We start from the raw sequence: 25,737 nt of genomic DNA, 5'->3' as shown, positions 1-25,737 counted from the left end.
ATATGGAACTGCAGGTCATTTGGTTTTTTCTCTGGGGCTTGCTTTGGGCCGCTTATTTTATGACGGACGGCTTTGACCTCGGGGTGGGTGCGCTGTATCCCTTCCTTGGCAGGGATGAAACTGATAAAAGGAAAATGATCAACGCCATCGGCCCATTATGGGATGGCAATGAGGTATGGCTTATTACGGCAGGCGGGGTCACATTTGCTGCATTTCCGCTGGTTTATGCCACCATGTTTTCAAGCCTTTATACGCCGCTCATGTTTATTCTTTTTGGACTAATAATCCGCGGAGTGAGCTTTGAGTTCCGGGGGCTTTCGGAAAACAGACTCTGGAAAAAAACATGGGATATTTGTATCTTTGTGGGAAGTGTTACGCCAGCACTCCTTTTTGGTGTTGCCTTTGCCAATATTTTCATGGGAATTCCCATTGACGGTAAAGGGATTTTCCATGGCAATCTCTTTACCCTCTTAAATCCCTACGGCATCATGGGTGGGCTGCTCTTTTTACTCCTTTTCATGCACCACGGGGCCTTGTGGCTCTGTATCCGCACCAAGGAAGGTCTGCAGGAGAGGTCCATTCACACGGCAAAGGTTCTCTGGCCTGTAATGCTGGTGGTGCTGGCTGTTTTTGTGATCTCAAGCTGGTTCTATACGGATCTTTATGCCAATTATCTGGTAACACCTCTGCTTTTTGCCGTACCTTTGCTTGCGGTGGTGGCTTTTGCAGGGTCCAGGATTTTTCTGGCTAAGGAGAAGTTCTTTCCTGCCTGGGGAATGAGTTCTGCGGGAATTGTGGCCACGACATTTTTTGGCATCATCGGTCTTTTTCCCAATCTTTTTCCATCCAGTCTGTCTCCGGAATACAGCCTTAATATCATGAATTCCTCTTCCAGTCCCCTGACCCTGACCATCATGCTCTGGGTTGTGGTGATTATTGTGCCCCTGGTGATTGCCTATCAGTCATGGGCCTATTACATGTTCCGCTTCAAGGTGGAGGAAGAGGATTTTACCTATTGATAATTAAAAGAGTTGGCATTCTGAGAAAACCAACCTGATATAAAAAAAGGAGCTGAACGATGAAGTATGTATGCGAGTTGTGTGGCTGGGAGTATGATCCTGCGGAAGGTGACAGTGAGGGGGGAATTGCACCGGGTACGGCCTTTGCCGATCTTCCCGATGACTGGACATGTCCTGTATGCGGTGCGGAAAAGGATCAGTTTTCCCCGGCCTGATTGTTGATTCCAGATAAAGATGCCGGGAGCCGCAGATAACCGCGATCCCGGTTTTTTTGATACCTTTTGATGAAGCTTTATAAGGAAAGAAATGCGACCTGTTGAAATAGCCCCCAATGTTTTTGAAGTTGGTGTCCGGGACTGGAACATCCGTGATTTCCATGGTTATTCCACCCCCGCAGGTACCACCTATAATGCCTTTCTCATCCGTGGTGAGACCAATGTTCTCATTGATACCGTAAAGGCAGAATTCACGGAAGAGTTGCTGTCCAATATCCGGGCCGTCATGGATCCTAAGGACATTGATATTGTGGTGAGCAATCACACGGAAATGGACCACTCCGGCGGCCTGCCCCGCATTATGGCGGCTGTGGGTCAGGACAAACCCCTTTACTGCTCCAAAATGGGCGCAAAGAATCTGGCCCGGCATTTTCGTGAAAACTGGAATTTAAAGGAAGTCAGCTCCAGTGAAGAGATTTCCATAGGCAGTGGCCGTACCCTGATGTTCATTGAAACCCGGATGCTGCACTGGCCGGATTCCATGTTCACCTACCTTAAAGAAGACGGCATTCTTTTTTCAAGTGATGCCTTTGGTCAGCACTATGCGGGCAGCGAGATCTTTGATGATCAGATGGACATGTCCGAGCTGCTTTTCCATGCCAAAAAATATTATGCCAATATTCTTCTTCCCTTTTCCGCCCTCATTGCCAAGCTCCTCAAGGCCGTTGGTGAGATGGGTCTGAAGCTGAATATGGTCTGCCCGGACCACGGTATTATCTGGAGGAAAGATCCCGGCGTGATCCTTGATGCTTACGACCGCTGGAGCCGTCAGGAAACCCAGAACAAGGCCGTTGTCATCTATGATACCATGTGGCATTCCACGGAGATGATGGCCGATGCCATAGTGGGCGGACTGGTGGAGGCTGGTGTGGAGCAGGTGCGGCCCATCAGCGTACGCAGATCCCACAGGTCAGACATCATGACGGAAATCATGGATGCCAAGGTTGTCATGGTGGGTTCTCCTACCCTGAACAACCAGATTTTTCCGGCACTCATGGATGTGCTGACCTATATGAAAGGTCTCAAGCCCCAGGGGAAAATCGCAGCGGCCTTTGGCTCCTACGGCTGGAGCGGGGAAGCGGTAAAGCTTCTCAATGCAGAACTTTCCGCCATGGGTTTTGAGCTTCCCGAAGAGGGTATCCGTATCCAGTATGTGCCGGAGCGGGATCAGCTGACCCTCTGCCATGGTCTGGGCCTGCGTATGGGTCTCAGGGCGCAGGGCAGGGAGGTCTGATGAAGGATTATGCGGCGGAGGTGGATCTTGTGACCTGCATTCGTTGCGGTATCTGCATTGAGCTGTGCCCCGAAGCGTTTGGCTGGAGTGCCACGGGTTTTGTGGTGGTGCGGGAAAGCGAAGGCAGGCCGGAGTGTCTGGAAGAGGCCATAAAAAACTGCCCGGCAGACTGCATCCGGGAGCGCTGAAACATCTGATGCGGGTAAAAAATAATGGAGGGAATTATGCAGAAAACGGCCCTTTTTGTTTTTAACGGAGATCCCATGTGTTTCATCCACGTCCTCCTGAACGGGCTGGACATGCACGAAAGGGGGGATGAGGTGGCTCTGGTGCTGGAAGGGGCTTCCACAGCCCTGATACCGGAGCTGGAAAAGCAAGAGCATCCCCTGCATGGCCTTTGGAAAAAAGCGCTGGATGCAGATATTGTGGCGGGTGTGTGCAAGGCCTGTGCTGCAAAGATGAAAACCCTTGATGCCGCAAAAAAAGCAGGTCTTTCCCTGCTTGATGACATGCACGGTCATCCGTCCATGGCCGCCTTCCGGGACGGAGGCTATGCTTTGCTGACCTTTTGACAGGGAGGTTCCCATGGACCGCAGGGAGCTGAAAACCCACGTTCTGAGCTGTCTGAATCTCAAAGACAAGGAAGTCATGGAAAGGGCCCTGCAGGCCCTGCCTGCCCTCAGGGCTGTGGGGCCGGTCATGGGTGCCTTCTGCCATGATAAGGAAGAGATCCGATGGTCTGCCGTGACCGGGATGGGGGCGGTTTGTGAGGCCCTTTTCAAGGAAGATCCCGAAGGTGTGCGCCGGGTGATGCGGAGGCTGATATGGATGCTCAACGATGAATCCGGAGGAATTGGCTGGGGCTGCGGTGAGGCCATGGGTGAGATCATGGCGCGCATTCCCCGCATTGCCCATGAATATCACAGGATTCTCTGCTCCTACATGGACCCTGATGGCAATTTTCAGGAGAATCCCCTCCTGCAGAGGGGGATTCTCTGGGGTCTTGCCCGGCTGGCTCAGGCCTTTCCAGCTTTTGCTCAGGAAATGATACCGGTCCTTGGCTTTCATCTGAATTCCGATGATCCTGAAATTCTGGTTCCCGCCCTGATGCTGGCCCGGATGCTGAAAGACCCTGCCCATATGCCCTTCATTGAAAAGCACCTTGAAGACGCAAGGTGTCTTCGTTTTTACTGGAACGGAGATTTTATTCCCGTAAAAATTGGCGAGCTTGCAGGCAGATGCCAAGGGAGCTGAGGGCTGTTTTTTTGGCAGATTCTTTTCCTCCTGCCCTTCACTCCTTTTTTTTGCAGCGACTCCCCATACAGCCTTTCTGCCGTGATATGAAAGGGCAGCTTCCCTGAAAGGGGGGCTGCCCTTTTGCTGTACCCTTGCCACCATTTCCTTTCCTTTGCTTGTTTTTCCATTTCTTGACAAGGCATTTTTGGGCCTTATCTTCTTGCCAACTTGATCGGGAACCGATGAAAGTAAGGCAGTTTAGATAATTTTATTCAATGTATCTATTCTTAAAATAAGAGTCAGAGGGCATGCAGACAGGATTCCCATGCCCTTTTTTACGGGGAATCCATCTGTTTTAAAAGTTTAATGGGATGGGCGTCAGGAGATAAAGATTGAAAGAAGCAGATATGGAAAAAATGGCTGAGATAAAGTCCGCCGAAGAAGCCCCCGCAGCCAGAGAAACACCTGCTGCTGAAAAGGGAGCCGGACAGCCTGTGAGTGCTGATGAAAAACCTGAGAATCAGGGGGTTCAGAAGGAACCGGCTGAGGATATGGAGAAGGCTGAAGCAGAAATCAGGGCTTCAGAAGGCGGTGCCGGAGCCGTCGGAGAAGAAAGCCTTGCCGCAAAACTTGAAGCCAGCGAAGCTGCCCTGAAGGCTGCCAGTGACCGTTATCTGCGCACGGTGGCGGAGCTGGAAAATTTCAAGAAAAGGACGGCCAGAGAAACGGAAGAGTTCCGCAAATATGCCAACGTGTCTCTGGTGCAGAAGCTCCTTCCGGCTCTGGACAATATGGAAAGGGCCATGGATTCAGCCGCATCTCCGGAAGCAGGAGCCTCTGCCATTGTAGAGGGCCTTCGCATCACCATTGCGGACATTCTCAAGGTTTTTGGGGAATTCAATGTGAAGCCTGTGGAGGCGGAGGGCAAAAAATTTGACCCTGTTTATCACATGGCCGTAGCCCACGAAGAAACCGATGCAGCGGATCCGGATACGGTTATCCGGACATTTCAAAAGGGATATATCATGCACGACAGGCTGATTCGCCCGGCTATGGTATCCGTAGCCAAGGCCATGCCCGTATCTTGTGAAAAAGCAGGAGACGGTGGAAAAAACAGGGCGCAGGAAAGTGAACCCTCTGTCGGCATTGACATAAGAACATAAGGAGAAACGAAATATGGGTAAGATTATCGGTATAGATCTTGGAACCACCAACTCCTGCGTTGCCATCATGGAAGCAGGTGAACCCAAGGTGATAGCAAATACGGAAGGCGGTCGTACCACACCCTCCATTGTGGCCGTAACCGGTTCCGGAGAACGTCTTGTGGGTCAGTCCGCCAAGCGTCAGGCCATTACCAACCCGGAGAATACCATCTTCGGTGTCAAGCGTCTCATTGGCCGCAAGTTTAACTCCCCTGCCGTGCAAAAGGATAAAAGTGTTCTGCCCTTTCACATTGAGAGTGCGGATAACGGGGATGTGCGGGTAAAAATTCAGGATAAAAAGGTAAGTCCCGCAGAGGTTTCTTCCTATATCCTGAGCTATATCAAAAAGGTTGCAGAAGATTATCTGGGAGAGCCGGTAACGGATGCGGTCATTACGGTTCCTGCCTATTTTGATGACAGCCAGCGTCAGGCCACCAAAGATGCGGGCACCATTGCAGGGCTTAATGTCAAGCGCATCATCAATGAGCCCACGGCGGCGTCCCTGGCCTATGGTCTGGACAAGAAATCCGATGAAAAGATTGCTGTTTTTGACCTTGGCGGCGGAACCTTTGACGTGTCCATCCTTGAAATCGGGGATGGGGTTTTTGAAGTGAAGGCCACCAACGGTGACACCCATCTGGGTGGTGAGGACTTTGACAACCGGATTATTGATTTTCTGGCGGATACCTTCCGCAAAGATCAGGGCATTGATCTGAGAAATGATAAGATGGCCCTGCAGCGCCTTAAGGAAGCAGCGGAAAAGGCCAAGATAGAGCTGTCCTCTTCCATGGAAACGGAAGTGAACCTGCCCTTTATCACAGCCGATGCCTCCGGTCCCAAGCATCTTCAGATCAAGCTGTCCAGATCAAAACTGGAGTCTCTGGTAAGTGATCTGCTGGACAATCTGGAAGGCCCCTGTGTCCGGGCAATGAAAGATGCGGGCATCAGCGCTTCCAATATCAACGAGGTGGTGCTTGTGGGCGGCATGACCCGTATGCCTGCGGTGCAGGAGCGGGTAAAGAAGATTTTCGGAAAAGACCCCCACAAGGGTGTGAACCCCGATGAGGTGGTGGCCATTGGCGCAGCCATTCAGGCCGGTGTGCTTCAGGGGGATGTGAAGGATGTGCTGCTTCTGGATGTAACGCCCCTTTCTCTGGGCATCGAAACCCTTGGTGGTGTCATGACAAGGCTCATTGAGCGTAACACCACCATTCCTACGAAAAAGAGTCAGGTGTTCTCCACGGCTGCGGACAATCAGCCTGCCGTTTCCATCCATGTGCTGCAGGGTGAGCGGGAAATGGCCAGAGACAACAAAACCCTTGGCAATTTTGAGCTGAGGGATATACCGCCTGCACCCAGAGGGGTTCCCCAGATTGAGGTGGGCTTTGACATCGATGCCAACGGCATTGTGCATGTATCAGCCAAGGATCTGGGTACGGGTAAGGAGCAGTCCATCCAGATCACTTCCTCCAGCGGTCTTTCCAAGGATGATATCGACCGTCTGGTGAAGGAAGCGGAAATGCATGCCGACGATGACAAGCGCAAGCGGGAGCTGGTGGAAGCCAGAAACACGGCAGACAGCATGATTTACCAGACGGAAAAATCCCTCAAGGAAATGGGGGATAAGGTGGATGCGGGAACCCGCTCTTCCATTGAAGGTGCTGTGGAAGATCTGAAAAAAGCCATGGAAGGGGAGGATCTGGATGTCATCAAGGCGAAAACCGATGCCCTGACCGAGGCTTCCCACAAGCTGGCCGAAGCCATGTATCAGCAGCAGGCAGCCGGTGCAGCAGCAGACGCCGCAGGTGCCGAAGGAACCGAAGCTTCGCCCCGTCCCCAGGATGATGATGTGGTGGATGCGGATTTTGAAGAAGTAAAAAGTGATAAAAAAGACTAAAAAAATGTAATTATTCAGCAGCTTCGTACTGTTGCAAGGCTCCGTGGCTATTTGCAAGTGACATTGCAATCGTTTCGGATCAGAGTTTCGCAGGCCTGTGCGAAAGAAGCGGCAAACTGTCTGAGCCGCCACAAAGGCAGCGTACCAAGGTCTGCTTTGGTAATCAAAAAGCTTATTCTGCCTGTGGCGGGGAGTTTTTGCCGCTTCCGCACAGGCCAAGAAGCTCCCGAATAAGATTGCGTCATGGGCAAATAGCCTGGGGCCTGTGCGTCTGTCTTGCAGCTATGGTACTTGGAAAACTGTGCTGAACAGTTACAAAAAAATATAGAATATAAAGCTGTCTGAAAAAAGGGGCTGGCCCGCAAAAGGGTTCGGCCCCTTTTTCTTTTCTGATTACCACTGTCTTTCAGCCATAGGAACTTTAAGCCATGGAAATGACATGACCAGATTTTATGATTGTTGACGGGCACCCGTAAAGGGTGCCCCTACAAAACAGGGGCCGTAAAAAACATTCGCAGGGGCAGGCCTTGCGCCTGCCCGTATGAAAGCTCTCACCATGGGCCTGACCACAATCTGACCAGCAGGCTGTGGCTGAGTCAGGGTAGTAATCAGATTTTCTTTTCACGGGGAAAACATTTTTATGGTTGATCTTAAAAAGACAGCGGATTATTCTGCCCACCTTACCCGTGAGGGCAACGAGATTTTTTTAAAGGAAGGAAAAGAGACAGAATCATGCAGTTAATTACGGAAATTCTCGCACAGAACGCCCGGAATTTTCCGGATGCCGTCTCCCTTGTGGAACGGGCACCGGAAACCGGAACCCGCAGCAGCATTACCTGGTCTGAATTTTACGAAGAGAGCCGCAGGCTTTCCCGGGCTTTGCGTATGCGGGGCTATTCCAGGGGGGAGAAAGTGGTTCACCTGATGACCAACTGCCTGGAATGGCTGCCCTATTATATGGGCATCCTGGAGTCCGGTTCCTGGGCAGTGCCTCTGAATTTCCGTTTTCTGGCGGATAAAATTCTGCGCTGTACCCTTCTTTCAGAAGCAAAGGTTCTCATTTTCGGGCCGGAGTTTGTGGACAGGGTCCGGGCGGTAAAGCCCGGCCTCGATGCGGTTGTGGAGCTTTATGTGTTTGCGGGCCCGGAGGATCAGCGGCCCCGGTTTGCCATGCCCATGGCAGATCTTCTGTCCGAAGGAGATGGCGAAAGGGCCAGAGCGCTGCCCCCTGTCCCCTTGGAGCCCGATGACGAGGCCGCTCTCTACTTCACTTCCGGTACCACGGGTGACCCCAAGGGCGTTCTGATTACCCACGGCAATCTGGCCTTTGCATGTGAGGTGGAGCATCGTCACCACCTGCAGCAGCCCGAAGATATTTTTCTCTGCATTCCGCCCCTCTACCACACGGGGGCCAAGATGCACTGGTTCGGCAATTTCAAGGTGGGGGCCGCCACTGTTCTGCTCAAGGGGGTGTCTCCCCAGTGGATTCTGCAGGCTGTTTACGAAGAAAAGGCCAGCATTGTCTGGCTTTTGGTGCCATGGGCCCATGATATTCTCCATGCCATCGAGTCCGGCGAGCTGAATCTGGAAGACTATGACCTTTCCCACTGGCGGCTCATGCACATCGGTGCCCAGCCCGTTCCCCCCAGTCTGGTGAAACGCTGGAAGAAAATTTTCCCGCACCATCAGTATGACACCAATTATGGCCTCACCGAAGCCACGGGGCCGGGATGTGTCCACCTTGGCATGGAAAACATTCACAAGGTTGGGGCCATCGGACAGCCGGGATGGGGCTGGGAGTGCCGCATCGTGGACAGGAAAATGCAAGAAGTTCCCTTTGGGGAGCCGGGTGAGCTGATTGTCCGGGGCGGCGGTGTGATGCGTGAGTATTACGGCAATCCCAAGGAAACGGCAAAAAGTCTGAAAAACGGCTGGCTTTGCACCGGAGACATTGCAAGGCAGGATAAGGACGGTTTTTACTGGCTTCTGGACCGCAAGAAGGATCTGGTCATTACGGGCGGAGAGAACGTCTATCCCGTGGAGGTGGAAAACTATCTCATCCGCCATGAGAAAATTCAGGATGTGGCCATCATCGGCACCCCCGATGACCGTCTGGGGGAACTGGTCACCGCCGTTATTCAGCTGAAACCCGGCATGGAAATGACGGAAGAGGAGGTGAACTCCTACTGTCTTGGCATGCCCCGTTACCGCAGGCCCCGCATTGTCCATTTTGGTGAGGTGCCGAGAAATCCCACGGGCAAAATAGAAAAACCCGTTCTGCGCAAGCGCTATGCCGGGATTTACTCCAGTTTCCGGAGGGATTGAGCGTAAATCCGTTTTATAAGATGAAGATTCTTTTTCCCCCTCGGCCGGAGGGCAGGGCTTTGGCCACATTTTTATCAAGCCTGTTGAGTTGCAAAGAGGGTGTTTAAATGCTCTTTTTCCCTCTCTTTCCTTAATGACCTTAAAGTCCTTAAAGTCCTTAAGGTCATTAAGGTCCTTAACGACAATACTAACGACCGGCCTCAAGGCCATAAAGGAGCAGGTGGGGCAGACACAATCTGCACCTGCGAATGAATTGCGCAGCCCCTGTTTTTGTAAAGGAAGGCCCCTGTGCCTGCCCCTTGGGTGAGAGTTCCATAAAGAATATTCTCACCCAAGGGGGGGCAGGCCTGCTGCCCACCATTCCCTCCATATCAGTTACCCCGAATTTCTAAAATCCGACTATGGGTGAAGATAAGCCCTGAGTAGAGGGGAGAAAGAAGGCACCCAAAAGCCCCTCTGGATCGCCAGACTCTCCGGCAGCCCTCCTGCTTTTACCGGCATTTTTTATCCGCCGTATTTTAATCGTCCTTTCCCCATGGACTCTTTTTCTGCTATGGTTTGGAATCTTTAAAAAAGAGGTCATTTTAAGAAAAAAGCTCAGGGGACCGGACCTTTTATGTTCAGGCAGCCATTATGATGAGGGAAGATAAAAACGGTAAAGAAGTGAAAGGTACAGATCCCTTCCTTGAGGGCATGGAGCAGGCACTTTTATCCACCAAGGAAAAAGGCTTTGCAGGGTTGCGTTTCCCGGAAATTCTGGAGGAAAAATACAGGCAGAAGGAATTGAAAAGGCAGAAACTGCTTTTTCCACCCATGGGAGCTGTGGCTCTGCTGTTTTTTGTCATCTATGCCATTGCGGATTATTTTATGGTCCCGGATGTGTACCAGACGATCTGGATTCTCCGTTTTGTCATGGCCCTTGTCGGCATTCCTCTGCTCATTGCCATGGCCAGTCCAAGGGTACAGAAGCATGTGGATCTCCTCATGCTAGCTGGGCTTATGGGCTGTGTTGCTGTTATTCTGATCCTTTTGATTCTCAGCCATTCTCCCATGGCGGCGCATTATCACACAGGGCTTTTCATTGTTCTTATTTTCGTTACCATTACCATCCGTTTTCGTCTGGCTCTGGGAGCCTGTTTTCTGATACTGGCCCTTTATGCGGCGGCCCTGCCTTTTATCTCTGCCATGCCCCTGCCTGCCAAATTTAACAGCGTTCTGGTTATGGGTACTGTCATTCTGCTTTGTCTTGTAGGCTGTTATCAGATAGAGTACCGACAGAGAAGGGATTTTCTGGCAAACCAGATGAAAAAAACCGATGCCCTCCGTCTGCAACACCTTAACCGACAGCTCACAAAGCTTTCCCTTTCCGATCCCCTCACGGGACTTGCCAATCGCCGCCATTTTGATGAAAGCCTGAAGCTCTACTGGCGCAGGGCCGAACGATCCGGCGATCCTCTGTCCATTCTCTTCATGGATGTGGATAATTTTAAATCCTATAACGACAATTACGGCCATCCGGCAGGGGATGAGTGCCTGAAGGCCATTGCCCGTATACTGAAAGCTTACAGCCGGAGACCTTTGGACATTTCTGCCCGTTTTGGTGGAGAAGAGTTTGTTATGCTGTTGCCCGCTACAGAAGGACAGGAGGCCTGTATTTTCGCCGAAAAAATCCGGAGTTCCGTAGAAGGGCTGGCCATACCCCATGCCTTTTCTGATGTGGCGGGGTATCTGACCCTGAGTATTGGCGTTGCCACGGCCATTACCGATGGGAGAAACGATGAGCAGGATCTGCTGGAAAGGGCGGATGCGGCCCTGTACCGGGCCAAAACTTCGGGTAAGAATTGCGTGATGTAAAGATTTCTTTAAAATCTGCTGCTCAGGTAATAAACTAAAAGCTCGGGCCTGCAGCCGCCAAACCAAGGATTTGCCTTTAACGCAATCCGCCACTTAAGCAGCAAAAACCCCGCCACATACAGAATGCGCTTTGTAATTACCATACCGATGGACGATACTTGTGGTTTTGTGATTGCAGAATCGGGGATTGGCCGACGGGAGAATTTTTTATTGGGTGGGGTAGGCATGTATTTTATTTTGTTTAAGAATAAAAAGCCAGCTATACCATGCTTAAGAAAAATTTTTTGTAGCCGGGAAAGCCTTTTGTCTAATGTGTCAGCATCCACACATAGAGTTCAGAGCTTGATGGGTCATTCCACATCTGTCTTATAACTGCATGTATGGTTTCTCCTGAGGTTGTCTGAATGCTTACAGAATCCATATGGGTTGAGGCACTGTCACGGGTCCCTGTGGTCTGGACGGTTTGCCACGATTGAACCTGGGTTCCTTTTTGCCTTGCAATTTCATCAATGGCTCTGGATATGGCAAGATTGCGTTGGGCATTTGGGCCATGAATATGGGGCCGTGCAATGCCAACACCACCTATTTTTCCATTGACAGAAGGGTTGTAGATGAAGGCAGGTCTATCGTTCCCTCGGGGGCCTGCAGGTGTATTGTGGTGGGTACAGGCCATGATCAGAACTGATATTAAAAGGATAGGTAGTGTTTTTAAAATCATGAGAATAAGTCCTTTCAGATTTCGTCATGATAACTATACTGATTGTTTTAGGGTGCCGGAAAGTTTAGGATTAAAAATTATTTTAAGCAAGTTTTTATGAAAAATATACTGGTGCCTGAGACCCGTTGGCTTTTCAAATGGAAAGCAGACCGCCTTTCAGCGGTCTGCCTATTGCTTAGTTAAAATCCTGAAATTCTCTGTTGATAACTGCGTCAAGTTCATCATGGGCTCTTTTGGCCTGGAACTGCTGCCACAGAGCCTGATCGTTTTTATAGGATGTTGTGACAGCTTCCCTTGCTGCAGCACGAACGGCTTCTGGTTCCACTACCATCCATACAAACAGCTCTCCGTTGGGAGCGCGCCACATGGAACGCATTCTGGATCCTGCCAGGGTTTCATTCGCCACCTGACGGGATACCTGTGAGGAAACACGGTCAACGGTTTCATCATCCCCGAGGCCAGTGGCCTGGGTAAAGTTTTTTACCATGTTCTGTACTTTTACGCTCATCTGGCGCGCCAGCTGGTCTCTCCCGTCGGCCAGAGCCTCGTTCCGGGCAAAGGCAAAACCTGCGGCACCAATTCTTGCTGTTCCAACGGCAGAAACTCCCCCTTCGAGTTCGGGATTAAAAACCCATGAAGGAGCATCTTTATACTCATCGGGCATGCCTGTGTCCGATACAGGAGCCTGTTTTGGAGTACAGGCACCTGCCAGTGCGATGATGCCAGCCAGCAGTATCATTTTTACGAGTTGTTTTTTCATAAAGCCTCCTTGTTTGGTATGGTTTGTTTTTTTACGGCTGTTTTTAGTTTTTCAAGATCCGGGAGTATATACCACAGATCATAAAACCATTTTAAGAGCAGGTTGGAAGAATTTTTCATAAAAGAGATCGCTTTAGACAAGCTTTTTAGCACTGTCTTGAAAAATTCAGATTTTAATATTTTAAACATTTCTTCAGCGTCCTGAAAATCTTGCCTGATATCCCTTATAGCGGGGCGTTACTTTTTTCATGTAATTTCTGGTTTCCTCATAGGGAAGGTCTGCAACCAGTTTGTTGTAAACCTGCTCTGGGGTCATCCTGTTGATGGTTTCTGCGGCGCGACGGATGTTTGTATTTCCAATGAAGGCTCTGGCCACGTTCCCGGCCCCCGTATTGTAGGCCGCAATACTGCAGTAAAGTCTGCTTTCGGGATTCTGTATGGATGAAAGATACCGGTAATAGAGAATGTGTAGATAGGCGACGCCCATTTTGATGTTGTTATCCGCGTTGTAAAGGTAGGAAGGGGAAAGGAGCTTTTGCTCGCCGTATACAAGCTGGGAGGCATCCTTGCCTGCGGAACGGGGGACAATCTGCATGAGCCCGTAGGCAGGAATATGGGATTTGGCCATGGGGTTGAAGGAGCTTTCACTGTGCATGATGGCAACGACAAGGGCCGGATCAATTTTTCTCTCCCTTGAGTATTTTATGATTTCTCTCTCATAGGCATCCCCCTTGTCACTGAGTCTGGCATCTGGCAGGGTAATGGTAAAGGCGTGAATGCGGTTGCCTGGATCTGGTGCTGGCCTTTGGGTAGCCACACTTTTCTGAACAAGTTCATTGACGGTGCGGTTGATCTGCCGGTTAGACGGTCGATCCGTACCAGTAAGTTCTTTGGTCAGCACAGGCTCTGGTTTGACCTTATCCGTTAGCACGTTATCAGAGGCTTCAGTGATTCTTTTTTCAATATTGCGGGACAGCGTGTCGTTTTCAAAGGCGCTTGCAGAGGTGGCAGTTACAAGATTCCTGACCCTTTCCTGAAGTTCTTTGTGGAGATTCTCTGCTTTTTCAGGGGCCTGAATTTCAACGGTGATGGTGCTGTTTTCATAATCCACCAGTGTCCGGTTTTTCATATTCCGGCTGTATTCCACCCACTGGGTGGGGGTGCTCACAATTTCATCGCCCCAGCTTTCTTGAACCTGTTTTTTAAAGTTGCTGAACTCTTCTTCTATAATTCTCTGATACTCTTGGAAATCTCTGTTGATTTGTTCCTGATAGGAAACAAAGGCAGACTGCTGCTGTTTCATGTACTCCTCAAAGGACTGGGCCGGACTTGCAGGGGGCATGACCATGATGGCCGGAAAAACCAGGGCCAGGATGCCAAAGGGTAAAAAGCGCATGACAAAACTCCTTGGTTTGTGGATGAAAGACTTTTCTTTTGCGGCCTAATGTTTTACAGCTTTTTATGACTGGACCTTGAAGTACATCTGCTGTTTTATGTCCACAGGTAGTTTGTTATTTGGGAGTACGGTTTATTTAATGATACTTTGTAGCATTACAGGCCATGAAAAATCCATGAAAAAATGATGTTTTTTCCATGTTGTGCATGAAGCTCTCCGGAACCGGTGCCGCATCGAAGGCCCGGCAGAAAGAAAGGATGATAAAAATGTTCTGGAATCGTCTGGTTTCATTCCTTTTTGTTTTATCTGTTATGGTTGCAGGCCCATTTTTTTTTACAGGCGCTCTCATTATAAGGTTTTTAACCAGACCCTTTGACCGGCGTATGCGCCTGCTGCATCTTTATGCCTGTTTCTGGTCCACCTGCCACTACTGGACCATGCCAACCTGGAAGTTTGTGGTAAGCGGGAAAGAAAACATTGATAAAAATGCCACCTACGTGGTGGTATCCAATCATCAGTCCCAGTTGGACATTCTGGCTGCATTCCGGACTTTTTTTCACTTCAAATGGGTATCTAAAATAGAGGTCTTCAAGCTCCCCTTTATTGGGTGGAATATGCGCCTTAATGAATATATCCCTTTAAAAAGAGGAGATAAGGACAGCATTCTGGAAATGCTGGATAAATGCCGGAAGACTTTGAAGGAGGGCAATTCCGTTTTTATTTTTCCCGAAGGAACCCGCAGTGAAACGGGCATACTGCGCCCATTTAAGCCCGGAGCCTTTCAGCTCGCCCATGAGCTGAAACTGCCCATTCTCCCCATTGCCATTGATGGAACAAGGGAGGTGCTTCCCAAATACAGTCTGGAGCTTAAAAGCAGAAATCCCATGAAAATACAGATTTTGCCCCCCGTTCCCTATGAGAGTTTCCAGCATATGAGTGTGGAGGAGACCGCAGCATTTTTCCGTAAGAAAATTGGCGCCCATGTCAGTGCCCATACGGAGGATGCCGAAGAACCCATGCTTGTAAAAACCGCATGAGCCGATCTTTTTTTGTTCAGCGCCACTGGAATTCACAGACATCCGTGGCCTTGGGGCCTTCGGGAGTCTGTATCAGATCGAACTCAAGGATGATCTGTCTGTGTTTAAGTTCTGCCACATAGCGGGTGTCCACGGGCTCTTCGTCAACGCTGATGTCATTGATATGACAAAAAATGTCGTGTCTGAGATCGGAGACTCCCAGTCCCGTGCGCATGGTGATAAAGCCAAATCCCCGGTCTTCATTGTACGCGTGGAGAATCCCCCTTTTTCGGGTCTGTGCTGTATCGTTGCCCAGGATGCCGGGGATGAGAAAACCTGAAAAATGATTGTCCACTTCCCGCATCAGGTCGCCGCTGGTATTGGCAAAGGAGAGAAGATCTACCCGTTTTCCCCGGTTCTGAAGGGCTCTGACCAGACGGAGAAAGTCCCCGTCTCCGGAGCCCACAAGGATGTAATCCAGATTTTCAGATTGCAGGATGGCGTCTACTGCAAGGTCAAGATCGGCATTGGCCTTTACCACAAGTTCTCCTTCGGAGTCATAATAGCGCCGGACCTCTTTGCGGATCAGGTGGAAACCGTTTCTCCGGATGGCAGCCCTGTAATTTTCATTCCGGATTCTGTAACCCGTGTCCTGACGTTCCCGCTCCACATCCACGGCAAGGTAGGCATTGGCCCGGAGGACAATGGTCCCTTGTGTTTCCACCAGCTCCTTGATAATTTCATAGCGGATGCCCCACCCGCCGTTGCGGCTTAAGTTTTCCATGTCCAGAAAGATGCCTGCCTTCAGCATGGTCGCTCCTTTTTACTTTGGGTACCCTACGTGGGAAAGTGGATTGACGGTTAAGGAAACAGGGAGAAATAGCCTGTCAGGCGTCCGCTGGTTGCCTGTCCGGAATCCCGATAATTTTTCTCATACCTTATGATATGAAAGGAGCAAATTGTAAATCCTGAAAGCCAGATCCGTCAGGAAATGATTTCAGGATTTTTTTAAAGATGCGAGGGGGGATCTGTCTGTTTTTTTGATTCAGTGCACGGACATTACGGGACAGGGGTTTTCCCTTATCAGTCTGTCCGTAACAGATCCCATCAGCATGGATTCGGCGAGGGAGATTCCCCTGGAACCCACAATGGTCATGTCTATCCCTGAGGTCATGGCATATTTGCGAAGCTCCGTATGGGCCTCGCCCATGAGAATACGGGTCTGGAAATTGCACCAGGTTTTGGCTTCTTCGGGCACCAGAGAATCCAGCTTTTCCTTAAGTTTCTGCATCTCCGCCTTCTGATGGCGGATACGGTCTCCCGGAGGGCCTTCGGCAAGGAAAGCCTTGTGCTGGTTTTCCGAAACGGTATGTACAATATGAAGCTCTGCTTCAAACTCCTGGCAGAGGCTCAGACCGTAGCGCAGGCCCATGGTCGCGTGGTATGAAAAATCATAGCCCACAAGGACATGCTTCAAATCCAGATAAGGACCTTCAGGCGTGTTTTTTAAGGCTTCGGGCTCAATGTCCCTCATGATGAGCAGGGGGACTTTCAGGGTGCGGATCAGTTCTTCGGATGTTGAGCCCATGAAAAATTTTTTCAACCCCGATCCCGGCCGGGTGGTCACAATAACAAGATCGGCATCCAGTTCTTCGGCAAGCTCCGTTATCCGTGTGGGCGGATGCCCTGTACGGACAAGGCTTTTCCAGGGAATCTGATAATCTTCCATGGCAAGGGCCATTTTTTCTTTGGCCCTTTGCTCCATTTTTTTTTCATAGCCATTGGGATCCCGCATGCCTTCCGCATATACCAGAGGGATGGGGTCGATGATGGAGCAAAGGAAAAGTTCTGCATTCAGGGTCCGGGCCAGAGCTGTTCCATAGCGGATACCTTGTCTGGCATAATCCGAAAGATCCGTGGTGCAGAGGATGCGGTTGATCTGAATACGCATGGTCTGCCTCCTTTGGTTGGAGAGAAGAGGGGGGAGCTGCTTCCGAGTACAATAAAATGAAAAATTATAATCCTACTTTAAAACGGGAGGCGTCTCAATACAAGGGGGCAGAAGCATTCTCCTTGAAATTTATCCTGCCTCACTGATGGCCCGGTGAATACTCCGGGCAAGATCTGTGAAGGTGTAGGGCTTTCTGATCAGCCCCATGGCTCCCAGTGCCAGGGCTTCCTTTGTCCGCTCGTTTTCTGAAAAACCGGTAACAAGGAGAATCTTTACATCCGGAAGGAGGCTGCGCATGTGGCAGAAGCATTCAAGGCCATCCATGCCCTTTGGTCCCATGATCATGTCGAGCAGAACGAGATCCGGTGACAACAGGGAAAGCTTTGAAAGGGCTTCTTCGCCACTGGATACCGTTGTGACCCTGTAGCCGAGCTTTTCAAGAATAAGACTGCTGATTTCCCGCTGTTCCGGAAGATCATCCACCACAAGGATATGCTCCCCCCCGCCCTCCGGGCTGTGACTTTCTTCTTCCGTACAGAGAAAAAGCCCCGGTGTGACGGGCAGATATATGGAAATGGTACAGCCTTTTTCCGGTTCACTGTCCACAAAAATCTGGCCATGGTGATCCTGTACCGTACTCCAGACCACGGCCATGCCCAGCCCCGTTCCAGAACGGCCCATGACCTTTTTGGTGTAGAAAGGTTCAAATATTTTTTCTTTGTCCTCAGGTGCGATGCCCATACCTGTGTCCTGAACCCGTATCTGGATGGCACCATGGGGAAAAGCCACCGATTTTTCCCGGATACTGGAGGTTTCAATGAAGATCTGGCCCCCTTCGGGCATGGCTTCTGCTGCATTGGATACAAGATTCATGATCATTTTGCCAAGATGCAGACCAGAACCCCGGATAAGGTCCAGCTCCGGTGCAAGGGATGTATGAATCCGGACTTCCGGGTGAAAGGAACATAGTTTTTCGTGTTCAGGCGTGGAAAGGTAATCAAGGATGATGGCGTTCATCTGAATGGCATTTTCTGTGCTGACACCCCGGCGGGCAAGGGTGAGGAGATCTTCGACGATCTGTGCGGCTCTCTGGCCGGATTTCTGGATAATGCGAATCCTCCGGTGCATGGTGCTGTCTTCGGGAAGATCCTGAAGCAGCAGGTCCGGATAGCTGACAAGGCCTGAGAGAACATTGTTCAGATCATGGGCCACTCCTCCCGCCAGCATGCCCACGGCTTCCATCTTCTGCGCTTTGGTAAGCTGGTTTTCCAGTTTTTTCCGCTGGGCTTCGGCATGGACTTTGGCGGAAATATTGCGGACAATGGCAAGGACCGTATCCTCTGTTGCCGCCACCATGCGTGCTTCAAAGTATTCACTGCTGTTTTTACCCATGTACAGGCTGTACTCAAAAACCACGGGCTGGTGTGTGAGCAGCGCCGTTTCAATATTTTTTTCAATGAGTGCGGAGATGTGTTCAGGAAGGACTTCATGGGCCTGCTTATGCAGAAATTTTTCAGCGTCAATAAAAAGCTGGCTTCTGTCCCCCTGAAAATCCAGAAAGGCCCCGTTTCTGTCAAACTGAAAGATCATATCCGGAATGGCATCCAGCAGTGCCTTGCGCCTTGCCTCGCTGTGCAGGGCCTCTTCTTCGGCTTTTTTTCTTTCTCTGACTTCGGTCTGGAGCTCCCTGTTCATCATGTGCAGGACGTTTTCCCTGGCTTTGATGCGGCTGGCCATATGCTGGATGGTGCTGGCAAGGATTTCCATTTCCCTGTGGCGGACACGGGTAAAGGCATGGTCAAATCTTCCGTTTCCCACATGCTCAAGGCTTTCGGAAAGGGATTTGAGAAGCGGTTTCATAAAAAGACGGGAGAGAAGGCCAACGCCAATGTAAATGGCCATGAGGGAAAGGCCCAGTACCCAGAGGGTTTGATTGCGTAGCCGGGCCAGATCTTTTTTGTAGGGTTCTCTGGAAAGATAGAGATCCATGGAGCCGATGCTGTCTCCGTTGTTGCGGATGCCCATACTGATCATGTGGGAGGGATCAGGGTTTCTGTCCTGTATGGAGTCAAAGAAGACATGACCATGGATGTCCCGGATACGGATGCCCGCCATGGGGTCATTCTGGGTAAAGGCGATGGCAATGCGTTCCAGCTGGGGGATATCCATATGCCAGAGGGGAACGGCCAGTACATCGGTCAGGCGCTGGGCATTCTCTTCGGTCTGGGACCGGAAAACCGTGGAAATCTGACGGGCTTCTCTGGTAAAATAATAAAATACAAGGGGAATCTGAAGAAGAAAGACCAGCAGAAAAACACTGATGGAAAGATCCCTTGAAAGGCTGCGCTTGGATGCAGGAGGCATGGAACCTGACTTTCATGCTTCTAAGGGGGTAATACGGGATGGTCACACGGAGGCTTTTATGCATACACTGACATATTAACGTTATTAGCATTCTGAAGGGAAAATGGCAAATGCTTCCTTTCATATATATGAACAAATGTTTTTTTCTTGAACCTTCATTTTTGGCAGGGGAAAATTGGGCCGATAATAATGATCATGGGTAGGGGAGGAATGGAAAGATTGGATCCGGTAAAGGAGTAGGATGATGATCATGAATGCCGGATGGTCTTTCACAGGGCCACTCGCTTCCACAATCCACCGATTCTGAATCGGAAATGGGTTTTTTGTGGGGCAGGCCCCCGTTGTTGCCCAAAACCAGGGCAGGCACGGGGGCCTGTCCCTGCAATATCGTTTCAAGACTGCCCCATGTATCAAGAATGACCACGCAGAGTATATGTCTGTCAGTCCTTAAATATCTCAGGGCTTAAGGAGCGCCTGCGGATGTGTTCCCTGACCTTTTCAAGGAAAGAGCTGCGCTCCATACCCATGATAACCCTGCCGTCAAGGGTTCTTACGGCAAAGGTTTTGGTCTCAATTTCCTTTGCCCCGATGGTGACCATCAGGGGAATCTGAAGGAGCTGGGCATCCCGGACTTTTTTCTTGAGGCTCTCGGACCTTGTATCCACCTCCACCCGGAGACCTTCGGCGGTCAGCTCCTTTTTAAGCGCTTCCGTTGCAGGAATCAGATCATCGTTCATGGGCAGCAGCATGATCTGTACCGGAGCCAGCCAGAGGGGAAATTTACCGGCAAAGTGTTCGGTAAGGATACCGAAAAAGCGTTCAATGGAACCATAGATGACCCGGTGGATCATGATGGGCCGGTGTTTTTCATTGTCTTTTCCGATATAACTTAAATCAAAACGTTCCGGCAGGGCCATGTCCAGCTGAATGGTGCCGCACTGCCAGGTACGGCCAATGGCGTCTTTAATATGGATGTCGATTTTAGGACCGTAAAAGGCACCGTCTCCTTCATTGACCTGATAGCCCTTGCCGTAGGCATCGAGGGCGGATCTGAGGCCGGAGGTGGCCTGTTCCCACTGGGCGTCACTGCCGATGGATTTTTCAGGACGTGTGGAAAGCTCCAGATGAAAATCCAGACCAAAGGTGGCGTAAACGCGGTCCACCAGTTGCAGAACGCCTAAAATTTCCTGCTGGATCTGCTCCGGTGTCATGAAGATGTGGGCATCGTCCTGATGGAAGGCCCGGACCCGGAAAAGGCCTGAGAGGGCACCGGACATTTCATGGCGGTGAACAAGGCCGATTTCTCCGGCGCGGTGGGGCAGATCTTTGTAGGAATGGGGTTTCATGCCAAAAAGCAGCATGCCGCCGGGGCAGTTCATGGGCTTGATGGCATACTCCATCTCGTCCACCCGGGAGGTATACATGTTTTCCCGGTAGTTTTCCCAGTGGCCGCTTTTTTCCCAGAGAACCCGGTTGAGCATGATGGGGGTTTTGGTTTCCACGTAGCCCGCATCCCTGTGGGCTTCCCGCCAGTATTCCAGAAGGGCGTTCCATACGGCCATGCCTTTGGCGTGGAAAAAGGGCATGCCCGGAGCCTCATCGTGGAAGCTGAAGAGATCCAGCTGAACGCCCAGCTTCCTGTGGTCCCTTTTTCTGGCTTCTTCGAGAAGGGTGAGGTAGGCTTTCAGGTCTTTTTTATCAAAAAAGGCCGTTCCGTAAATCCGCTGAAGCTGCTGGCGACTCTGGTCCGCGCGCCAGTAGGCCCCGGAAACCCGCATCAGCTTGATGGCTTTGATGTGGCCGGTGTGGGGCAGGTGGGGACCGCGGCAGAGGTCAATGAAGCCCCCCTGCTCATAAAGGCTGAAAATGTCCCCTTCAAGGGAGTCGATGATTTCCAGTTTGTAGGGTTCGTCTTTGAAACGTTCCCTTGCTTCATTCCTGGTCATTTCCTTCCGGATAAAGGGCTTTTTCTCTTTAATGATGGCCTGGATTTCCGCCTCTATTTTTGGAAAGTCCTCTTCGGAAATACTCTGCATGTCAATGTCATAGTAAAAGCCGTTTTCCACCACAGGGCCTATGGTGAGGCGGGCCTCGGGGTAGAGCCTTAGAATGGCTTCGGCCATGACATGGGCTGCAGAGTGTCTTAATATCTCAATGGATTCAGTGTCTTTAGGGGTCAGCAGGCGTACATTGGCATCCTTGTCCACAGACGTGTTCAGATCCTTTAAAAGACCGTCAATTTCCATGGCAATACAGTTGCGGGCAAAACCTTCGGAGATGGAAAGGGCGATATCCATGCCTGAAGGAGGATTTTCAAATTCCCGGATACTGTCATCGGGCAGGGTGATACGTATCATGGCAACCATTCCTGAATGGGTTTTTTTCGGTTTCCAATGCCCATTGTCAGAAGACGGGCATATTATAGAATTGTTATGGAAAAAAGCAGTTTATTCTGGTATGTGCCGCACTTTTACTGGCTATTTTCCGGCACAGTTGAAGTACCTAAGGGAAATGGTCTTGCGGGTCAAGGAAAATTATGAAACCATGGCAGGCTGCAAAAGAGGCCGGGAGTCCCCTTTGTCCCGAGGGAATCCTGTTTTTCTAGGACGATGAAATAACGGATAAGGATGGATTCTACGTATACGCTCATTGAGACCCAGGAGGATCTGCAGGGTATTCTGCCCCTGCTTGAAAATGCAGACCGTATAGGTGTGGATCTGGAAGCAGATTCCATGTTCCATTTTAAAGAAAAGGTCTGCCTCATTCAGTTGACCGCAGAAAATTGTAATTTTGTGCTGGATCCTTTGTGCATACCGGATCTTTCCCCTCTGGGCCCGGTCTTTGCCGATGCTTCTGTGCGTAAGATTTTTCATGGTGCGGATTATGATGTACGGTCTCTTTTCAGGGATTTTGGTTTTGAGGTACAGAATCTCTGGGATACGGAGCTGGCTACACGCTTTCTGGGCTACCGGACTTCCGGGCTGGATGCGGTGCTGAAAAACCGCTTTGGTGCCAGTCTGGATAAAAAATACCAGAAAAAGGACTGGTCCCAAAGACCCCTTTCTCCGGAAATGATTGCCTATGCATCGGAGGATACCCGCTATCTGATTCCCCTTTCGGAGCAGCTCGAAGAAGAACTTGCGGCCAGGGGAAGGCTGGAATGGGTGGCAGAAGAGTGCCGTATTCTGCAGGAAGTGCGGGCAGCGGAAGGGGAAGAAAGGCCTCTTTTTCTGCGTTTCAAGGGGGCGGGTCGTCTGGACGGCAGGGGGCTTGCCGTTCTGGAGGCCCTTCTGGAGTTTCGTCTGGATATGGCAGAAAAAAAGGACAAACCCCTTTTTAAGGTGCTGGGAGGAGAAGCCCTTCTGCGTCTGGGCCAGCTCCGGCCCCGGACCATGGAGGCTGTAAAGTCCTCCAGGGTTTTAAGTCCCCGTCAGTTGTCCATGTATGGGCCTGCACTTCTGCAATGTATCCACGGTGCACTGGCCCTGCCTGAGGCAGCGCTTCCCGTATATCCCAAAACAAGGGTGCCAAGGATCAAGCCGCTGGTTTCCATGCGTATCAAGGCCATGAAGGACTGGCGGGATGCCCTTGCTGAGAAGCTGGATATGGATCCTGCCCTTTTATGCAACAAAGCCCTTCTCACCCGGCTTGCCCAGCGCAATCCCCTTTCCATGGAAGCGCTGGAAACCATCCCGGAGATGCGGAACTGGCAGAAGGAAATTCTGGGGGAGGGGTTTTTACAGGTTCTTGCATCCTTATAACAGATGGAGGACATTCAGGTATCTTGAAAACCCTGTTCACGGGTTTTGCTGCCAGGTGACAATGATCTCCAGTTCCTGCTGGGTCAGTTTGCTGAATCTGGGCATTCTTCCCGTTTCCACGGCATCAATGATCAGATCCTTTCTTTCACAGATATCCTGCACAGTGGCAAAATCACCCTTGTGGCAGAGCATGCATCTGTTTTCTATGGTTTCAAGGGTGGCTTGGCCGGGCAGGGTTTCGCAGTCCTGTTTTTCGTAGGATTTGAGCCGGACACCACCGCAGGAGGAAAATAGCATGGAACCGATGATTAAAACTGTAAAAAATCTGTGTTTCATGATGGTTTCTCCTTGGTGTGTCAGGTGTCCGGCCATTGGGAATGAATTTGCACCAGAGCATCGGTATCCTTAATAAAGCAGGAGACCAGCCGGGGGTCAAAGATGCTCCCGGCTTTCTTTTTGAGAAATTCCAAAGCCTTGGGTACGGGCCATGCTTTTTTATAGCTTCGGTCATGGGTCAGGGCATCAAATACATCACCAATGGCCGTGATTCTTCCTAAAATGTTTATTTTTTCTCCTGCAATGCCTAAGGGATACCCTGCGCCGTCCCATCTTTCGTGATGCTCTCTGGCAACGATGGCTGCGGTTTTCAGATCCGGGCGGTTTTCATCATGGAGAAGTTCAAAACCGATATCCGGATGCGTACGGATGATGGCCTGTTCCTCTGCGTTGAGGGGGCCTCTTTTGTTAAGAATGGCCTGGGGGATGGCCAGTTTTCCGATGTCATGGAGGGGGGCGGCCCGTTTCAGCTCTTCGGCGGTTTTACGGTCCAGTCCTGCCTGCAGGGCCAGATGGTAGCAGAAGGCCCCCACCCTGTGGAGGTGGCCTGCACTTTCCTTTCTGGGGCTGTTGGAAAGGGCATGGGTCAGCAGACGGGAAAAGCGGGTTTCCATCAGAATATCGGGCTGGTGATCCAGCAGCTTATCCAGCACATCGGCAATGTGCCTGATGAATATATCCAGCATGGTCCTTTCTTCCGTTCTCAGTTCCGGAAGGGCCCAGACGGACAGCTCCAGGCTTCTTTTGCCCATGGATTCTGCCCGCAGGAGCAGATCCTGAGAAAAAGAGGATGCTGATGGGACTGGAAAATTATTTTCTGCATGGTGCGCTGTGCAGAGGGGATGGCCTGCCTGATCCTTCACGGAGAAGCTGACTGCCAGTTTCCTGAAGTGAAAGGGCTGCGTAAGTAGCAGTCTTTGAACCTGATCCCTGACTGTGCAGGCAAAAACCGAAGGGCTGTGGGAGCCCGTGATGACAGGGGATGTGGTGTTCAGGATATGATGCAGCGCATCCCTTTCCCTCTGTGCGGACTGAAGTTCCCTGAAGTTTCTTAAACCTGTTGTGATGGCACTTCGCAGTTTCTGGGCGCTGAGTTCGGCTTTTTCCCTGTAATCATTGATGTCATACTGATCAACCACCAGACTTTCCGGGGCTTTCCCTGCCTGTCCCGTGCGAAAAATGATACGGATACTCTGATTTTTCAGTTCTTTTCTTATGCGACTGGCTGCGATAAGCCCAGCCTCATCATTTTCCATGACAGCATCCAGCAGAAGAACGGCAATGCCCGGATGATGGCGCAGAAAACGGATGGTTTCACTGCCTGAATACACACTGTGAAGCAGCAGGGGTCTGTCATCAAAGCGGAATTCCCTGAGAACAAAGCGTGTTACCCGGTGAACTTCCGGGTCATCATCCGCAATCAGCACTTCCCATGGCGGCTGTGGATGGGGGGAGACAGGGGGAGCCGTTTTTTCCGGTTTAAAGGAAAAGGACATGTCCGTTGCTGTTTCAGAAAAATTCTGGCGCATCTTGCCTCGGGTATTTTGAGAAGGTCATTTTCCAGCCATGGCCGATGTATCCATTGTATCCATGATAAAATGTTTTGTAACTTCTGAGTAACTTGAATTTAGTTCTTTTAATTCAAAAGCTTAAAAAATTACCAATTATCCATCACTGATCGAAATTAGTTTGAATCCTGCACAAGTTACTCTATGACAAGACGCCCTGGCAGGGCGTGAGCTGCTTCTGGGTAACTTCACAAGTTACTTTATGACAAAACGCCGTAACACGGCGTGGGTTGCTGTTCAGCATAGCTTTCCAAGTACCATAGCTGCCAGACAGATGCACAGGCCCCGGCTATTTGCCCGTGACGCAATCCGGCACTCAAGCTGAAAAGCTCAAGCCCTTTACAGGAGCAAAAGTGCTTCAAGGATCTTGAGTGCCGGATTCGGGAGCTTCTTGCCCTGTGCGGAAGCGGCAAAAACTCCCCGCCACAGGCAGGATAAGCTTTTTTATTACCATGGCAGGCTTAAGCACACTGCCTTTGTGGCGGCTCAGACAGTTTGCCGCTTCTTATGAGCACTCCGGCACTCAAGCCTGAAAAGGCTGCATCGTTTGCATTATAGTCTTTGGATTTTTGGCTTGAGTGCCGGACAAAACTCTGATCCGAAACGATTGCAATGTCACTTGCAAATAGCCACGGAGCCTTGCATAAAGTACGAATCTGCTGCAATTTTAGCATTGGCAGTTCGGAATAAACTATGCTGAATAATTACAGTGTTTTTTTGTTTTTAAAAACAGCGTCTTGTTTTTAAGTTTTAAAACAGAAAACGTCAAGTGTCCGGCGGAATCATAAGATAACCCGTTGACCTTAGTTTTTTTGAAGCGTATTGT

Annotated in this window: 21 protein-coding genes; 13 read left to right on the top strand and 8 right to left on the bottom strand. The window is 50.5% G+C overall.

Features of this window, described 5'->3' with window-relative positions; genetic code table 11:
• Window positions 1-2: 2 nt before the first annotated feature.
• The 10 genes from cydB (at window position 3) to LZ24_RS11115 (ending at window position 11,042) form a co-directional block, all read left to right on the top strand.
• A complete protein-coding gene (gene cydB / locus LZ24_RS11160; RefSeq protein WP_144685388.1) occupies window positions 3-1,019 on the top strand; it encodes a cytochrome d ubiquinol oxidase subunit II in 1,017 nt (338 codons plus the stop codon).
• A gap of 59 nt (window positions 1,020-1,078) precedes the next feature.
• Window positions 1,079-1,234, top strand: a complete 156-nt coding sequence (gene rd / locus LZ24_RS11155) for a rubredoxin (RefSeq protein WP_139447887.1) — start codon at window positions 1,079-1,081, stop codon at window positions 1,232-1,234.
• Between the two features lie 91 nt (window positions 1,235-1,325).
• Window positions 1,326-2,528 (top strand): FprA family A-type flavoprotein, encoded by a 1,203-nt coding sequence (locus LZ24_RS11150; RefSeq protein ID WP_144685387.1) that lies wholly within the window; start codon window positions 1,326-1,328, stop codon window positions 2,526-2,528.
• On the top strand, window positions 2,528-2,716 hold the full coding sequence (locus LZ24_RS11145; protein ID WP_144685386.1) for a ferredoxin: 189 nt from the start codon (window positions 2,528-2,530) through the stop codon (window positions 2,714-2,716). The genes LZ24_RS11150 and LZ24_RS11145 overlap by 1 nt, the downstream gene beginning before the upstream one ends.
• A gap of 36 nt (window positions 2,717-2,752) precedes the next feature.
• Window positions 2,753-3,100 carry a cytoplasmic protein gene (locus tag LZ24_RS11140; protein WP_144685385.1) on the top strand — a complete coding sequence of 116 codons (348 nt, stop codon included), beginning with the start codon at window positions 2,753-2,755 and terminating at the stop codon, window positions 3,098-3,100.
• Window positions 3,101-3,113: 13 nt separating this feature from the next.
• Window positions 3,114-3,782, top strand: coding sequence for a DVU0298 family protein (locus LZ24_RS11135; protein WP_144685384.1), 669 nt, complete (start codon window positions 3,114-3,116; stop codon window positions 3,780-3,782).
• A gap of 374 nt (window positions 3,783-4,156) precedes the next feature.
• Window positions 4,157-4,927, top strand: coding sequence for a nucleotide exchange factor GrpE (gene grpE, locus LZ24_RS11130; protein ID WP_144685383.1), 771 nt, complete (start codon window positions 4,157-4,159; stop codon window positions 4,925-4,927).
• 13 nt (window positions 4,928-4,940) lie between these two features.
• The gene (gene dnaK / locus LZ24_RS11125; protein WP_144685382.1) at window positions 4,941-6,863 is read left to right on the top strand and encodes a molecular chaperone DnaK; all 1,923 of its coding nucleotides are present in this window, start codon (window positions 4,941-4,943) and stop codon (window positions 6,861-6,863) included.
• A gap of 732 nt (window positions 6,864-7,595) precedes the next feature.
• Window positions 7,596-9,188 carry a class I adenylate-forming enzyme family protein gene (locus tag LZ24_RS11120; RefSeq protein ID WP_144685381.1) on the top strand — a complete coding sequence of 531 codons (1,593 nt, stop codon included), beginning with the start codon at window positions 7,596-7,598 and terminating at the stop codon, window positions 9,186-9,188.
• Window positions 9,189-9,821: 633 nt separating this feature from the next.
• Window positions 9,822-11,042 (top strand): GGDEF domain-containing protein, encoded by a 1,221-nt coding sequence (locus tag LZ24_RS11115; RefSeq protein WP_144685380.1) that lies wholly within the window; start codon window positions 9,822-9,824, stop codon window positions 11,040-11,042.
• An 893-nt stretch (window positions 11,043-11,935) separates the two neighbouring features.
• On the opposite strand, the gene LZ24_RS11110 is transcribed toward LZ24_RS11115, so the two are convergent.
• Window positions 11,936-12,520, bottom strand: a complete 585-nt coding sequence (locus LZ24_RS11110; RefSeq protein ID WP_144685379.1) for an LPP20 family lipoprotein — start codon at window positions 12,518-12,520, stop codon at window positions 11,936-11,938.
• A 192-nt stretch (window positions 12,521-12,712) separates the two neighbouring features.
• The gene (locus tag LZ24_RS11105) at window positions 12,713-13,915 is read right to left on the bottom strand and encodes a murein transglycosylase domain-containing protein (RefSeq protein WP_144685378.1); all 1,203 of its coding nucleotides are present in this window, start codon (window positions 13,913-13,915) and stop codon (window positions 12,713-12,715) included.
• Between the two features lie 266 nt (window positions 13,916-14,181).
• Here LZ24_RS11105 and LZ24_RS11100 point away from each other — a divergent pair, with 266 nt between their 5' ends.
• Window positions 14,182-14,952: a lysophospholipid acyltransferase family protein gene (locus LZ24_RS11100; RefSeq protein WP_144685377.1), complete on the top strand. Its 771-nt coding sequence runs from the start codon at window positions 14,182-14,184 to the stop codon at window positions 14,950-14,952.
• 16 nt (window positions 14,953-14,968) lie between these two features.
• On the opposite strand, the gene LZ24_RS11095 is transcribed toward LZ24_RS11100, so the two are convergent.
• From LZ24_RS11095 to thrS, 4 genes are all read right to left on the bottom strand, one after another.
• On the bottom strand, window positions 14,969-15,742 hold the full coding sequence (locus tag LZ24_RS11095) for an NYN domain-containing protein (protein ID WP_144685376.1): 774 nt from the start codon (window positions 15,740-15,742) through the stop codon (window positions 14,969-14,971).
• Between the two features lie 234 nt (window positions 15,743-15,976).
• Window positions 15,977-16,882 carry a universal stress protein gene (locus LZ24_RS11090; RefSeq protein ID WP_144685375.1) on the bottom strand — a complete coding sequence of 302 codons (906 nt, stop codon included), beginning with the start codon at window positions 16,880-16,882 and terminating at the stop codon, window positions 15,977-15,979.
• Between the two features lie 129 nt (window positions 16,883-17,011).
• Window positions 17,012-19,246 carry a hybrid sensor histidine kinase/response regulator gene (locus LZ24_RS11085; RefSeq protein ID WP_144685374.1) on the bottom strand — a complete coding sequence of 745 codons (2,235 nt, stop codon included), beginning with the start codon at window positions 19,244-19,246 and terminating at the stop codon, window positions 17,012-17,014.
• Between the two features lie 440 nt (window positions 19,247-19,686).
• Complete coding sequence (gene thrS, locus LZ24_RS11080) at window positions 19,687-21,603, bottom strand: threonine--tRNA ligase (RefSeq protein WP_144685373.1); 1,917 nt, start codon at window positions 21,601-21,603, stop codon at window positions 19,687-19,689.
• On the opposite strand from thrS, the gene LZ24_RS11075 reads away from it, so the two are divergent.
• The gene (locus tag LZ24_RS11075; RefSeq protein WP_144685372.1) at window positions 21,602-21,859 is read left to right on the top strand and encodes a hypothetical protein; all 258 of its coding nucleotides are present in this window, start codon (window positions 21,602-21,604) and stop codon (window positions 21,857-21,859) included. The two genes, thrS and LZ24_RS11075, sit on opposite strands and share 2 nt — an antisense overlap.
• Before the next feature lie 14 nt (window positions 21,860-21,873).
• Window positions 21,874-23,007 (top strand): ribonuclease D, encoded by a 1,134-nt coding sequence (locus LZ24_RS11070; protein WP_144685371.1) that lies wholly within the window; start codon window positions 21,874-21,876, stop codon window positions 23,005-23,007.
• Between the two features lie 36 nt (window positions 23,008-23,043).
• Here the strand turns inward: LZ24_RS11070 and LZ24_RS11065 are convergent, their stop codons facing one another.
• Both LZ24_RS11065 and LZ24_RS11060 read right to left on the bottom strand, forming a co-directional pair.
• A complete protein-coding gene (locus tag LZ24_RS11065) occupies window positions 23,044-23,343 on the bottom strand; it encodes a hypothetical protein (protein ID WP_144685370.1) in 300 nt (99 codons plus the stop codon).
• Between the two features lie 20 nt (window positions 23,344-23,363).
• Window positions 23,364-24,839: an HD domain-containing phosphohydrolase gene (locus tag LZ24_RS11060; RefSeq protein ID WP_186443084.1), complete on the bottom strand. Its 1,476-nt coding sequence runs from the start codon at window positions 24,837-24,839 to the stop codon at window positions 23,364-23,366.
• Window positions 24,840-25,737 lie beyond the last annotated feature (898 nt).

The organism is Desulfobotulus alkaliphilus, from assembly GCF_007830435.1.
In the GTDB taxonomy this organism is placed as follows: Bacteria; Desulfobacterota; Desulfobacteria; order Desulfobacterales; family ASO4-4; genus Desulfobotulus; species Desulfobotulus alkaliphilus.
Note: the sequence above shows the minus strand (reverse complement) of the source record. Positions and strands in the feature narration are given on the sequence as shown.

What these genes read in the sequence shown, in the direction of transcription:
- LZ24_RS11115 (WP_144685380.1), top strand. Translation starts at nt 9,822, where the DNA reads ATGATGAGGGAAGATAAAAACGGTAAAGAAGTGAAAGGTACAGATCCC.
- LZ24_RS11110 (WP_144685379.1), bottom strand. Translation starts at nt 12,520, where the DNA reads ATGAAAAAACAACTCGTAAAAATGATACTGCTGGCTGGCATCATCGCA.
- LZ24_RS11140 (WP_144685385.1), top strand. Translation starts at nt 2,753, where the DNA reads ATGCAGAAAACGGCCCTTTTTGTTTTTAACGGAGATCCCATGTGTTTC.
- LZ24_RS11075 (WP_144685372.1), top strand. Translation starts at nt 21,602, where the DNA reads ATGGCAACCATTCCTGAATGGGTTTTTTTCGGTTTCCAATGCCCATTG.
- rd (WP_139447887.1), top strand. Translation starts at nt 1,079, where the DNA reads ATGAAGTATGTATGCGAGTTGTGTGGCTGGGAGTATGATCCTGCGGAA.
- thrS (WP_144685373.1), bottom strand. Translation starts at nt 21,603, where the DNA reads ATGATACGTATCACCCTGCCCGATGACAGTATCCGGGAATTTGAAAAT.
- LZ24_RS11065 (WP_144685370.1), bottom strand. Translation starts at nt 23,343, where the DNA reads ATGAAACACAGATTTTTTACAGTTTTAATCATCGGTTCCATGCTATTT.
- LZ24_RS11135 (WP_144685384.1), top strand. Translation starts at nt 3,114, where the DNA reads ATGGACCGCAGGGAGCTGAAAACCCACGTTCTGAGCTGTCTGAATCTC.
- LZ24_RS11090 (WP_144685375.1), bottom strand. Translation starts at nt 16,882, where the DNA reads ATGCGTATTCAGATCAACCGCATCCTCTGCACCACGGATCTTTCGGAT.
- cydB (WP_144685388.1), top strand. Translation starts at nt 3, where the DNA reads ATGGAACTGCAGGTCATTTGGTTTTTTCTCTGGGGCTTGCTTTGGGCC.
- LZ24_RS11100 (WP_144685377.1), top strand. Translation starts at nt 14,182, where the DNA reads ATGTTCTGGAATCGTCTGGTTTCATTCCTTTTTGTTTTATCTGTTATG.
- LZ24_RS11085 (WP_144685374.1), bottom strand. Translation starts at nt 19,246, where the DNA reads ATGCCTCCTGCATCCAAGCGCAGCCTTTCAAGGGATCTTTCCATCAGT.
- LZ24_RS11095 (WP_144685376.1), bottom strand. Translation starts at nt 15,742, where the DNA reads ATGCTGAAGGCAGGCATCTTTCTGGACATGGAAAACTTAAGCCGCAAC.
- LZ24_RS11120 (WP_144685381.1), top strand. Translation starts at nt 7,596, where the DNA reads ATGCAGTTAATTACGGAAATTCTCGCACAGAACGCCCGGAATTTTCCG.
- LZ24_RS11105 (WP_144685378.1), bottom strand. Translation starts at nt 13,915, where the DNA reads ATGCGCTTTTTACCCTTTGGCATCCTGGCCCTGGTTTTTCCGGCCATC.
- LZ24_RS11060 (WP_186443084.1), bottom strand. Translation starts at nt 24,839, where the DNA reads ATGTCCTTTTCCTTTAAACCGGAAAAAACGGCTCCCCCTGTCTCCCCC.
- LZ24_RS11145 (WP_144685386.1), top strand. Translation starts at nt 2,528, where the DNA reads ATGAAGGATTATGCGGCGGAGGTGGATCTTGTGACCTGCATTCGTTGC.
- LZ24_RS11150 (WP_144685387.1), top strand. Translation starts at nt 1,326, where the DNA reads ATGCGACCTGTTGAAATAGCCCCCAATGTTTTTGAAGTTGGTGTCCGG.
- dnaK (WP_144685382.1), top strand. Translation starts at nt 4,941, where the DNA reads ATGGGTAAGATTATCGGTATAGATCTTGGAACCACCAACTCCTGCGTT.
- LZ24_RS11070 (WP_144685371.1), top strand. Translation starts at nt 21,874, where the DNA reads ATGGATTCTACGTATACGCTCATTGAGACCCAGGAGGATCTGCAGGGT.